1 protein-coding gene is annotated in these 14,103 nt (G+C 63.3%); it reads right to left on the bottom strand.

Annotation, left to right across the window (positions count from 1 at the left end; genetic code table 11):
• Entirely contained in the window at nt 1-14,013 is a 14,013-nt protein-coding gene (locus CPA59_RS04420; RefSeq protein ID WP_159077924.1) for an Ig-like domain-containing protein, read from the bottom strand.
• Nucleotides 14,014-14,103 lie beyond the last annotated feature (90 nt).

The following is a 14,103-nucleotide window of genomic DNA, read 5'->3' as shown; positions in this document are numbered from 1 at the left end:
TTAACTCAACGCACGGATAAGATCCCTCAATGCTTGCTGATCACGCATCGCAATGGTCTGCAATTGCTGCTCTACCGTGACAGCGGGTTCATCCTGCGCCGGTATTATCGTGTTATTGTTCTGTGCGGTTTCAGGCCCCATGGGTATGCCTTCACCGAGTGTTGCCGGATTGGTTACGGGCTGATTCTGTGCATCATTCAAAAACTCAAATGTCGTGGTCGGCTCAAAATCGCGGACAACCTGGTTAATACTCCCTTGCGACAAATCAAGTCCGCTGCTGGTGCCAAGCGACTTCACGCCAGCGATAGCCTGGTCGCCCGGCTGATTCCCGAGCAATGGCGCGCTGCCGCCCAATCCTTTGATCGCATTCACGGCGTCCAGCAATATGGGGTCATACTCTCTGGCTTCCATTTCCGCGCTCAGTCGTCCTGGCGTGAACGTGGGCGGCAAGCCGGCACTATCCGGCGGTGGCACATAGTTCATCTGCCCGGTCCCACCGCCTGCCGTATTGCCGTCCGTTCCCGGCAACGCGCTGACCACCACCGTCAGCGAGCCACGCACCGTACTACCCTGCGGGTCGCTGAGGGTGTAACTGACCACATCCGTCCCGCTGAAGCCGGGGTTGGGTATGTAGGTCATCATGCCGTCGGCGCTAACCAGCACCCTGCCGTTGGTAACCGATATCGAGGTGACCGTCAGCGGGTCGCCGTCCACATCACGGCTGTTATCCAGCACATTTACCGAGACCGGGGTATTCGCCGACGTGGTAAGCGTTGTCTCGCCGATCACTTCCGGCGCATCGTTCACCGCCGTCACCGTGATGGTCAGCGTGCCGGTGACCACCCCACCCACGCCGTCGCTGACGGTATAGGTCACCGTGTCGGTGCCGTTAAAGTTGGCGTTCGGGGTATAGGTCAGCGTGCCGTCAGTGTTGATGACGACAGATCCATTGCCCGCCGTCGCGGCGGTCACCGTCAGCGGATTGCCGTCCACATCGCTGTCGTTCGCCAGCACATCGACGGTCACCGGGGTGTCTTCCGCGGTGGTGGCACTGTCGTTACCGGTGACCGGCGCGTCATTCACTGCCGTCACTGTAATGGTCAGGGTACCGGTGACCACGCCACCGGCGCCGTCGCTGACGGTATAGGTCACGGTGTCGGTGCCGTTAAAGTTGGCATTGGGCGTATAGGTCAGGGTGCCGTCGGCGTTGATCACCACCGTGCCGTTACCCGCCGTCGCCGCGGTCACCGTCAGCGGATTGCCATCAACATCGCTGTCATTCGCCAGCACATCCACCGTCACCGGGGTGTCTTCCGTGGTGGTGGCACTGTCGTTACCGGTGACCGGCGCGTCGTTCACTGCGGTCACCGTGATGGTCAGCATGCCGGTCACCACGCCACCGGCGCCGTCGCTGACGGTATAGGTCACGGTATCGGTGCCGTTAAAATTGGCATTGGGCGTATAGGTCAGCGTACCGTCGGCGTTGATCACCACCGTACCGTTGCCGGCGGTCGCCGCGGTGACGGTCAGCGGATTACCATCGACATCGCTGTCATTCGCCAGCACATCGACGGTCACCGGGGTGTCTTCCGCCGTGGTGGCGCTGTCGTTACCGGTCACCGGCGCATCGTTCACTGCGGTCACCGTGATGGTCAGCGTGCCCGTCACCACCCCGCCGGCGCCGTCGCTGACGGTATAGGTCACCGTGTCGGTGCCGTTAAAGTTGGCATTGGGGGTATAGGTCAGGGTGCCGTCGGCATTGATGACGACAGATCCATTGCCCGCCGTCGCGGCGGTGACCGTCAGCGGATTGCCATCGACATCGCTGTCGTTCGCCAGCACATCGACGGTCACCGGCGTGTCTTCGGCGGTGGTCGCCGTATCAGCCCCAGCCACCGGCGCGGTATTGGTGCCCGTAACCGTCACAATCAATGTCCCGGTAGCGATCCCACCCTGCCCGTCGCTGACGGTGTAGGTCACGGTATCGGTGCCGTTGAAGTTGGCGTCAGGCGTATAGGTCAGGGTGCCGTCGGCGTTGATGACGACAGATCCATTGCCCGCCGTCGCCGCGGTGACGGTCAGCGGATTGCCATCGACATCGCTGTCGTTTGCCAGCACATCGACGGTCACCGGGGTGTCTTCCGCCGTGGTGGCGCTGTCGTTACCGGTGACCGGCGCATCATTCACCGCGGTCACCGTAATGGTCAGCGTCCCGGTCACCACACCACCGGCGCCGTCGCTGACGGTGTAGGTTACGGTGTCGGTGCCGTTAAAGTTGGCAGCCGGCGTATAGGTCAGGGTGCCGTCGGCGTTGATCACCACCGTACCGTTACCCGCCGTCGCGGCGGTCACCGTCAGCGGATTACCGTCCACATCGCTGTCGTTCGCCAGTACATCCACCGTCACCGGCGTGTCCTCGGCAGTGGTCGCCGTATCGGCCCCAGCCACCGGCGCGGTATTGGTGCCCGTAACCGTCACAATCAATGTCCCGGTAGCGATCCCACCCTGCCCATCGCTGACGGTATAGGTCACGGTATCGGTGCCGTTGAAGTTGGTGTCAGGCGTATAGGTCAGGGTGCCGTCGGCATTGATGACGACAGATCCATTGCCGGCCGTCGCCGCGGTGACGGTCAGCGGATTGCCATCGACATCGCTGTCGTTTGCCAGCACATCGACGGTCACCGGCGTATCTTCCGCGGTGGTGGCGCTGTCGTTACCGGTGACCGGCGCATCATTCACCGCGGTCACGGTGATGGTCAGCGTGCCGGTGACCACCCCGCCGGCGCCGTCGCTGACGGTATAGGTCACCGTATCCGTGCCGTTAAAGTTGGCAGCCGGCGTATAGGTCAGGGTGCCGTCGGCGTTAATCACCACCGTACCGTTGCCGGCGGTCGCCGCGGTGACGGTCAGCGGATTACCATCCACATCGCTGTCGTTCGCCAGCACATCGACGGTCACCGGGGTGTCTTCCGCCGTGGTGGCGCTGTCGTTACCGGTCACCGGCGCATCGTTCACTGCGGTCACCGTGATGGTCAGCGTGCCCGTCACCACCCCGCCGGCGCCGTCGCTGACGGTATAGGTCACCGTGTCGGTGCCGTTAAAGTTGGCATTGGGGGTATAGGTCAGGGTGCCGTCGGCATTGATCACCACCGTGCCGTTACCGGCGGTCGCGGCGGTCACCGTCAGCGGATTGCCATCAACATCGCTGTCATTCGCCAGCACATCCACCGTCACCGGGGTGTCTTCCGTGGTGGTGGCACTGTCGTTACCGGTGACCGGCGCGTCGTTCACTGCCGTCACGGTGATGGTCAGCGTGCCGGTCGTCACCCCGCCCGCGCCGTCGCTGACGGTGTAGGTCACGGTATCGGTGCCGTTAAAGTTGGCGGCCGGGGTGTAGGTCAGGGTGCCGTCGGCGTTGATCACCACCGTGCCGTTGCCCGCCGTCGCCGCGGTGACGGTCAGCGGATTGCCGTCCACATCGCTGTCGTTCGCCAGCACATCCACCGTCACCGGGGTGTCTTCCGCGGTGGTGGCGCTGTCGTTACCGGTGACCGGCGCATCGTTCACTGCCGTCACGGTGATGGTCAGGGTGCCGGTCGTCACCCCGCCCGCGCCGTCGCTGACGGTGTAGGTCACGGTATCGGTGCCGTTAAAGTTGGCATTGGGGGTGTAGGTCAGGGTGCCGTCGGCGTTGATCACCACCGTACCGTTACCCGCCGTCGCCGCGGTCACCGTCAGCGGATTGCCATCGACATCGCTGTCATTCGCCAGCACATCGACGGTCACCGGCGTATCTTCCGCGGTGGTGGCGCTGTCGTTACCGGTGACCGGCGCATCATTCACCGCGGTCACGGTAATGGTCAGGGTGCCGGTGACCACCCCGCCCGCGCCGTCGCTGACGGTGTAGGTCACGGTATCGGTGCCGTTAAAGTTGGTGTCAGGCGTATAGGTCAGGGTACCGTCGGCATTGATGACGACAGATCCATTGCCCGCCGTCGCCGCGGTGACCGTCAGCGGGTTGCCATCGACATCGCTGTCGTTCGCCAGCACATCCACCGTCACCGGCGTGTCCTCGGCGGTGGTCGCCGTATCCGCCCCGGCCACCGGCGCATCGTTCACCGCCGTCACCGTGATGGTCAGCGTGCCGGTCGCCACGCCGCCGGCGCCGTCGCTGACGGTATAGGTCACGGTGTCGGTGCCGTTAAAGTTGGTATTGGGGGTGTAGGTCAGCGTGCCGTCGGCGTTGATCACCACCGTACCGTTACCGGCGGTCGCCGCGGTCACCGTCAGCGGGTTGCCATCCACATCAGTATCGTTTGCCAGCACATCGACGGTGACCGGGGTGTCCTCGGCGGTGGTCGCCGTATCCGCACCGGCCACCGGCGCATCGTTCACTGCGGTCACGGTGATGGTCAGCGTGCCGGTCGCCACGCCACCGGCGCCGTCGCTGACGGTATAGGTCACCGTATCGGTGCCGTTAAAGTTGGCATTGGGGGTGTAGGTCAGGGTGCCGTCGGCGTTGATCACCACCGTACCGTTACCGGCGGTCGCGGCAGTCACCGTCAGCGGATTACCATCGACATCGCTGTCATTCGCCAGCACATCCACCGTCACCGGGGTGTCTTCCGCGGTGGTGGCACTGTCGTTACCGGTGACCGGCGCATCGTTCACCGCCGTCACGGTGATGGTCAGGGTGCCGGTCGTCACCCCGCCCGCGCCGTCGCTGACGGTATAGGTCACGGTGTCGGTGCCGTTAAAGTTGGCTGCCGGGGTGTAGGTCAGGGTGCCGTCGGCGTTGATCACCACCGTGCCGTTACCGGCGGTGGCGGCGGTGACGGTCAGCGGATTGCCGTCCACATCAGCATCGTTTGCCAGCACATCGACGGTCACCGGGGTGTCTTCCGCCGTGGTGGCGCTGTCGTTACCGGTGACCGGCGCATCGTTCACCGCCGTCACGGTGATGGTCAGCGTGCCGGTGACCACGCCACCGGCCCCGTCGCTGACGGTATAGGTCACGGTGTCGGTGCCGTTAAAGTTGGCGTTGGGCGTATAGGTCAGGGTGCCATCGGCATTGATGACGACAGATCCATTGCCCGCCGTCGCCGCGGTCACCGTCAGCGGATTACCATCGACATCGCTGTCGTTCGCCAGCACATTCACCGTCACCGGGGTGTCCTCGGCGGTGGTCGCCGTATCCGCGCCCGCCACCGGCGCATCGTTCACCGCCGTCACGGTGATGGTCAGCGTGCCGGTGACCACGCCACCGGCGCCGTCGCTGACGGTGTAGGTCACGGTGTCGGTGCCGTTAAAGTTGGCGGCCGGGGTGTAGGTCAGGGTGCCGTCGGCGTTGATCACCACCGTACCGTTACCCGCCGTCGCCGCGGTCACCGTCAGCGGATTACCGTCCACATCGCTGTCGTTCGCCAGCACATCCACCGTCACCGGCGTGCCCTCGGCAGTGGTCGCCGTATCCGCGCCCGCCACCGGCGCATCGTTCACCGCGGTCACGGTAATGGTCAGCGTGCCGGTGACCACGCCGCCCACGCCGTCGCTGACGGTATAGGTCACCGTATCCGTGCCGTTAAAGTTGGCGGCCGGCGTATAGGTCAGCGTGCCGTCGGCGTTGATCACCACCGTACCGTTACCCGCCGTCGCCGCGGTGACCGTCAGCGGATTGCCGTCCACATCAGCATCGTTTGCCAGCACATCGACGGTCACCGGGGTGTCTTCTGCCGTGGTGGCACTGTCGTTACCGGTGACCGGCGCATCGTTCACTGCGGTCACGGTAATGGTCAGCGTCCCGGTCACCACCCCGCCCGCGCCGTCGCTGACGGTGTAGGTCACCGTATCGGTGCCGTTAAAGTTGGCATTGGGCGTATAGGTCAGCGTGCCGTCGGCGTTGATCACCACCGTGCCGTTGCCGGCGGTCGCGGCGGTCACCGTCAGCGGGTTGCCGTCCACATCAGCATCGTTCGCCAGCACATCCACCGTCACCGGGGTGTCTTCCGCCGTGGTGGCGCTGTCGTTACCGGTCACCGGCGCATCGTTCACTGCGGTGACGGTAATGGTCAGCGTCCCGGTGACCACGCCACCGGCGCCGTCGCTGACGGTATAGGTCACGGTGTCGGTGCCGTTAAAGTTGGCGTTGGGCGTATAGGTCAGCGTGCCGTCGGCATTGATCACCACCGTGCCGTTACCGGCGGTGGCGGCGGTGACGGTCAGCGGGTTGCCATCGACATCGCTGTCGTTCGCCAGCACATCGACGGTCACCGGCGTGTCCTCGGCAGTGGTTGCCGTATCCGAACCGGCCACCGGCGCGTCATTCACCGCCGTCACCGTAATGGTCAGGGTGCCGGTGACCACGCCACCGGCGCCGTCGCTGACGGTATAGGTCACGGTGTCGGTGCCGTTAAAGTTGGCATTCGGGGTGTAGGTCAGCGTGCCGTCGGCGTTGATCACCACCGTGCCGTTACCGGCGGTCGCGGCGGTGACGGTCAGCGGATTACCGTCCACATCAGCATCGTTCGCCAGTACATCCACCGTCACCGGCGTATCTTCCGCGGTGGTGGCGCTGTCGTTACCGGTGACCGGCGCGTCATTCACTGCCGTCACCGTAATGGTCAGCGTCCCGGTGACCACGCCACCGGCGCCGTCGCTGACGGTGTAGGTCACGGTGTCGGTGCCGTTAAAGTTGGCGTTGGGCGTATAGGTCAGCGTGCCGTCGGCATTGATCACCACCGTGCCGTTACCGGCGGTGGCGGCGGTGACGGTCAGCGGGTTGCCATCGACATCGCTGTCGTTCGCCAGCACATCGACGGTCACCGGCGTGTCCTCGGCAGTGGTTGCCGTATCCGAACCGGCCACCGGCGCGTCATTCACCGCCGTCACCGTAATGGTCAGGGTGCCGGTGACCACGCCACCGGCGCCGTCGCTGACGGTATAGGTCACGGTGTCGGTGCCGTTAAAGTTGGCGTTGGGGGTATAGGTCAGGGTGCCGTCGGCGTTGATCACCACCGTACCGTTACCGGCGGTCGCGGCGGTGACGGTCAGTGGGTTGCCATCGACATCGCTGTCGTTCGCCAGCACATCGACGGTCACCGGCGTGTCTTCCGCGGTGGTGGCGCTGTCGTTACCGGTCACCGGCGCGTCATTCACTGCGGTGACGGTAATGGTCAGCGTCCCGGTGACCACGCCACCGGCGCCGTCGCTGACGGTGTAGGTCACGGTGTCGGTGCCGTTAAAGTTGGCGTTGGGCGTATAGGTCAGGGTGCCGTCGGCGTTGATGACGACAGATCCATTACCCGCCGTCGCGGCGGTCACCGTCAGCGGATTGCCGTCCACATCAGCATCGTTCGCCAGCACATCGACGGTCACCGGCGTGTCTTCCGCGGTGGTCGCCGTATCCGCACCGGCCACCGGCGCATCGTTCACTGCGGTCACGGTAATGGTCAGCGTGCCGGTGACCACGCCACCGGCCCCGTCGCTGACGGTGTAGGTCACGGTGTCGGTGCCGTTAAAGTTGGTATTGGGGGTGTAGGTCAGCGTGCCGTCGGCGTTGATCACCACCGTGCCGTTGCCGGCGGTCGCCGCGGTGACCGTCAGCGGATTACCATCGACATCGCTGTCGTTCGCCAGTACATCGACGGTCACCGGCGTGTCTTCCGCGGTGGTCGCCGTATCCACCCCGGCCACCGGCGCATCGTTCACTGCGGTGACGGTAATGGTCAGGGTACCCGTAGCCAATCCGCCCTGGCTATTGCTGACGGTATAAGTCACGGTGTCGGTGCCGTTAAAGTTGGCGTTGGGCGTATAGGTCAGCGTACCGTCCGCGTTGATGACGACAACCCCATGACCCGCCACAGCCCCTTGAATTGTCAAAGGAGGGCCGTTTGCATTGGTATCATTCGCCAGTACATCCACCGTCACCGGCGTATCTTCCAATGTACTTGCGCTATCTGGATTTGCCGAAGGAGCACTATTCACCGGCGCGATAGTCACCGTTAACGTCCCCAGGGCAGTGCCGCCGGCGCCATCGCTGACGGTATAGGTCACCGTATCAGTACCGCTGTAATTCGTATTTGGCGTATAGGTCAGCGTACCATCAGCATTGATCACCACCGTGCCGTGCCCGGCGCTGGCGGCGGTCACCGTCAGCGTGTCGCCGTCCACATCGCTGTCGTTCGCCAGCACATTCACCGTCACCGATGTATTTTGACTGGTGGCAGCCGTATCGGCCCCAGTCACCGGCGCATCATTCACTGCGGTGACGGTAATGGTCAGCGTGCCAGTCGCCACGCCGCCTGCCCCGTCACTGACGGTATAGGTCACAGTATCAGCACCGTTAAAGTTGGCGTTGGGCGTATAGGTCAGGGTGCCATCGGCATTAATTGTGACGGAGCCATGCCCAGCCGATGCTGAGGTGATCGCAAGCGTATTACCGTCCACGTCGGTATCATTCGCCAGCACATTGACGGTGACCGGGGTATCTTCAGCGGTGGTCGCTGTGTCATTGACCGCCACCGGCGCATCATTGACCGGCGTGATGGTCACCGCCACGGTGGCCGTGGCGGTGCCGCCCTGCCCGTCGCTGACGGTATAGCTGATGGTGTCGCTGCCGTTGTAGTTGGCCGCCGGGGTATAGGTCAGCGTGCCGTTGGCGTTGATCACCACCGTACCGTGGCCGGCCGTCGCTGTCGTCACCGTCAGCGTGTCGCCGTCCACATCGGCATCATTCGCCAGCACGTTAACGGTGACCGGGGTGTCTTCGGCGGTAGTCGCCGTGTCGTTCGCCGCCACCGGCGCGTCATTGACCGGGGTGATGGTCACCGCCACGGTGGCGGTGGCGGTGCCGCCGTGGCCGTCGCTGACTGTGTAACTGATGGTGTCGCTGCCGTTGTAGTTGGCCGCCGGGGTGTAGGTCAGCGTGCCGTTGGCATTGATCACCACCGTACCGTGGCCGGCCGTCGCTGTCGTGACCGTCAGCGTGTCGCCGTCCACATCGCTGTCGTTCGCCAGCACGGTGACGGTGACCGGGGTGTCTTCGGCGGTAGTCGCCGTGTCGTTCGCCGCCACCGGCGCATCATTGACCGGGGTGATGGTCACCGTCACGGTGGCGGTGGCGGTGCCGCCGTGGCCGTCGCTGACGGTATAGCTGATGGTGTCACTGCCGTTGTAGTTGGCGGCCGGGGTGTAGGTCAGCGTGCCGTTGGCATTGATCACCACCGTACCGTGCCCGGCGCTGGCGGCGGTCACCGTCAGCGTGTCGCCGTCCACATCGGCATCATTCGCCAGCACATTCACCGTCACCGGCGTATCTTCGGCAGTGGTCGCCGTGTCGTTCGCCGCCACCGGCGCGTCATTGACCGGGGTGATGGTCACTGCCACGGTCGCGGTGGCGGTGCCGCCCTGCCCGTCGCTGACGGTATAGCTGATGGTGTCACTGCCGTTGTAGTTGGCGGCCGGGGTGTAGGTCAGCGTGCCGTTGGCGTTGATCACCACCGTGCCGTGCCCGGCCGTCGCCGTCGTGACCGTCAGCGTGTCGCCGTCCACATCAGCATCATTCGCCAGCACATTCACCGTCACCGGCGTGTCTTCCAGCGTGGTGGCCGTATCATTGACCGCCACCGGCGCGTCATTGACCGGGGTAATGGTCACCGCCACCGTGGCCGTGGCGGTGCCGCCGTGGCCGTCGCTGACGGTATAGCTGATGGTGTCGCTGCCGTTATAGTTGGCGGCCGGGGTGTAGGTCAGCGTGCCGTTGGCATTGATCACCACCGTACCGTGGCCGGCGCTGGCCGCCGTCACCGTCAGCGTGTCGCCGTCCACATCGCTGTCGTTCGCCAGCACGTTGACGGTGACCGGGGTGTCTTCCAGCGTGGTCGCCGTATCATTGACCGCCACCGGCGCATCATTGACCGGCGTGATGGTCACCGCCACGGTGGCCGTGGCGGTGCCGCCCTGCCCGTCGCTGACGGTATAGCTGATGGTGTCGCTGCCGTTGTAGTTGGCCGCCGGGGTATAGGTCAGCGTGCCGTTGGCGTTGATCACCACCGTACCGTGGCCGGCGCTGGCCGCCGTGACCGTCAGCGTGTCGCCGTCCACATCGGCATCATTCGCCAGCACATTCACCGTCACCGGCGTATCTTCGGCAGTGGTGGCCGTGTCGTTCGCCGCCACCGGCGCATCATTGACCGGGGTGATGGTCACCGTCACGGTGGCGGTGGCGGTGCCGCCCTGCCCGTCGCTGACGGTGTAGCTGATGGTGTCGCTGCCGTTGTAGTTGGCGGCCGGGGTGTAGGTCAGCGTGCCGTTGGCGTTGATCACCACCGTACCGTGGCCGGCGCTGGCCGCCGTCACCGTCAGCGTGTCGCCGTCCACATCGCTGTCATTCGCCAGCACATTCACCGTCACCGGGGTGTCTTCGGCGGTGGTGGCCGTGTCGTTCGCCGCCACCGGTGCATCGTTGACCGGCGTGATGGTCACCGCCACCGTGGCGGTGGCGGTGCCGCCGTGGCCGTCGCTGACGGTGTAGCTGATGGTGTCGCTGCCGTTGTAGTTGGCGGCCGGGGTGTAGGTCAGCGTGCCGTTGGCATTGATCACCACCGTACCGTGGCCCGCCGTCGCCGTCGTCACCGTCAGCGTGTCGCCGTCCACATCGCTGTCGTTCGCCAGCACATTCACCGTCACCGGCGTATCTTCGGCGGTGGTGGCCGTGTCGTTCGCCGCCACCGGCGCGTCATTGACCGGGGTGATGGTCACCGCCACGGTCGCGGTGGCGGTGCCGCCGTGGCCGTCGCTGACGGTGTAGCTGATGGTGTCACTGCCGTTATAGTTGGCGGCCGGCGTGTAGGTCAGCGTGCCGTTGGCGTTGATCACCACCGTACCGTGGCCGGCGCTGGCGGCGGTCACCGTCAGCGTATCACCGTCCACATCGCTGTCGTTCGCCAGCACATTGACGGTGACCGGGGTGTCTTCGGCGGTAGTCGCCGTGTCGTTCGCCGCCACCGGCGCGTCATTGACCGGGGTGATGGTCACCGCCACGGTCGCGGTGGCGGTGCCGCCGTGGCCGTCGCTGACGGTGTAGCTGATGGTGTCGCTGCCGTTGTAGTTGGCGGCCGGGGTGTAGGTCAGCGTGCCGTTGGCGTTGATCACCACCGTACCGTGGCCGGCGCTGGCCGCCGTCACCGTCAGCGTGTCGCCGTCCACATCAGCATCATTCGCCAGCACATTCACCGTCACCGGCGTATCTTCAGCGGTGGTCGCTGTGTCATTGACCGCCACCGGCGCATCATTGACCGGCGTGATGGTCACCGCCACCGTGGCCGTGGCGGTGCCGCCGTGGCCGTCGCTGACGGTATAGCTGATGGTGTCGCTGCCGTTGTAGTTGGCGGCCGGGGTGTAGGTCAGCGTGCCGTTGGCGTTGATCACCACCGTACCGTGCCCGGCCGTCGCCGCCGTCACCGTCAGCGAATCACCGTCCACATCGCTGTCGTTCGCCAGCACGTTGACGGTGACCGGGGTGTCTTCCAGCGTGGTCGCCGTATCATTGACCGCCACCGGCGCATCATTGACCGGCGTGATGGTCACCGCCACGGTGGCGGTGGCGGTGCCGCCGTGGCCGTCGCTGACGGTATAGCTGATGGTGTCACTGCCGTTATAGTTGGCCGCCGGGGTGTAGGTCAGCGTGCCATTGGCGTTGATCACCACCGTACCGTGCCCCGCCGTCGCTGTCGTCACCGTCAGCGTGTCGCCGTCCACATCGCTGTCGTTCGCCAGCACGTTGACGGTCACCGGGGTGTCTTCCAGCGTGGTCGCCGTGTCGTTCACCGCTACCGGCGCGTCATTGACCGGCGTGATACTGACCGTCACGGTCGCGGTGGCGGTGCCGCCGTGGCCGTCGCTGACGGTATAGCTGATGGTGTCACTGCCGTTATAGTTGGCGGCCGGAGTATAGGTCAGGGTACCGTTGGCATTGATCACCACCGTGCCGTGGCCGGCCGTCGCTGTCGTCACCGTCAGCGTGTCGCCGTCCACATCGCTGTCGTTCGCCAGCACGTTGACGGTGACCGGGGTGTCTTCCAGCGTGGTCGCCATATCATTGACCGCTACCGGCGCGTCATTGACCGGCGTGATGGTCACCGTCACCGTACCCGTCGCGCTGGCTCCCAGTCCGTCACTGATCTTATAGGTAATGGTGTCGGTGCCATTGTAGTTGGCCGCCGGGGTGTAGGTCAGCGTGCCATTGGCGTTGATCACCACCGTGCCGTGCCCGGCGCTGGCCGACGTCACGGTCAGGGTATTGCCGTCCGCGTCGGTATCGTTCGCCAGCACGTTGACGGTAACCGACGTATCCTCCGGCGTGGTGGCGGTATCCGGATTGGCGACCGGCGGCGTATTAATATGGATGGTGACAGTGGTGGTTTCCGTGGTGCCATTACTGGTAACGGTATAAGTAAACGAGTCATTACCCAGATAACCGCTATTGGGGGTGTAGACCGCATTGCCGGTGCTATCAATCACTACCGTACCGTGTGATGGCGTGCTGTAAGACGTCACTCTGGCGTTGATGTTTTCAAAGGTATCGTTCGCCATCACGTTGAAGCTGACCGGCGAGCTGACGTTGGTGATGACGGAATCGCTGACAATATCCGCCACCGGCGCAATGCCGATTGGCAACGAAGTGGTAATCGGTATCGCCAACAAGGTGTCGGTTAACCCGATTGTGATGGTCACCGGGCCGTTATAGTCCGCATCCGGGGTATAGATCAGGCCATTCAGCGCGGCATTGATATCAACAATGCTACCCTGCATGGTGATGTTGCTGTCGTTGATGCCGTCGCCCTGGCTAAACGACAGATTGGCAGTCTGGGATAGCGTCAGCGACCCCATCGGTACCGACAACGATATTTTGGCGATGCTGCCGTCAAGGTCGCCGATACTGATTTTGGTGCCCAGAACATCGGCGAAGACTATCGGCGTATCTTCATTGAACAGGTTGACGAGCACCGGCAACGACAATGTCGGCAAGCTATTGACCGTTACGGCTACCGTACCCGGCAGCAACGCCGACAGCCCTTTACTGTCAGCAATGGTATAAGTAATGGTATCAACGCCAAAGTAGCCAGTATTGGGTTTATAAGTCAGCGTGTTGTCAGCATTGATCGTAACCTTGCCAAATAGTGCGCTGGCCCCGGTTACCTTGATGGCATCGCCTTCCAGATCGATATCGTTCGCGGTCACATTAATGATGGTCGAGCCATTTTGGCTCACCAGCGCCACATCGGCCACGGCGGTAGGCGCGGTGTTTATTCCCAGCAATAGGTTGGCATGCCAGCCTGCCGGATTGATGGATTCGGTTTCGATACTGCCGACATGGCTTTCCAGCACCCAGTTGCCGTCAATACCGGTAATATCGGATGACGCCGCCACGTCCGAGTCCAGCGACGACGACAGCGCGCTCAATAACTGTTGTCCGGCGGCGTCCCCAACATTACAGCCATAAATTAAAACATCGGCAGAACTGTTTAGAGATAGATTTATTTGCTCCAATATAGTTTGGTAGCTATCGATATTTTCCGCCGAGATTAAGGCATTACCTAATTCAATTTGTCCACTATCACCGTGGGAAATAATATGAATCGCATCGACGTTTTTATAATTAGAAAGAATATCAGCGATTTGATTAAGCCCATCCTGATTACTATCCAGAATATAAACCGAAGCATCGGCCGGTAATTGCGAGACCAGCGCGTCTTTATTTGGCAATGTGCCGTCAATAAAGAAAACCTCAACGCGGGCGGGCGGCGTCTCAATCTGGCTAATTGCCTGAATTAAATCGGTATTGGTATGCTCCTGCACGGCCGAATCACCACTGCCGTCATGGCTGGCATGGCTGGCGCCGTCTGGCTGGTCATTAGCGACCTGATCCGCCGTGGCGACAGCCGCGGCATCAAACATTAAACGGCGCTCAAGCACCATGCGGGTCGCGTTATACAGAGTTCGTTGCTGAGCCATAAGCATCACCGATATCGACAGGTTTGAAAAACAGGCGGCCGCCCCTGCGCCAACCGGCAGGATATCCATGGCAAGAATCTGTTATTAATT

The organism is Dickeya sp. Secpp 1600, from assembly GCF_003049805.1.
In the GTDB taxonomy this organism is placed as follows: Bacteria; Pseudomonadota; Gammaproteobacteria; order Enterobacterales; family Enterobacteriaceae; genus Dickeya; species Dickeya fangzhongdai.
The sequence above is the reverse complement of the archived record's forward strand: the minus strand, read 5'-3'. Positions and strand labels throughout refer to the sequence as shown.

What these genes read in the sequence shown, in the direction of transcription:
- CPA59_RS04420 (WP_159077924.1), bottom strand. Translation starts at nt 14,013, where the DNA reads ATGGCTCAGCAACGAACTCTGTATAACGCGACCCGCATGGTGCTTGAG.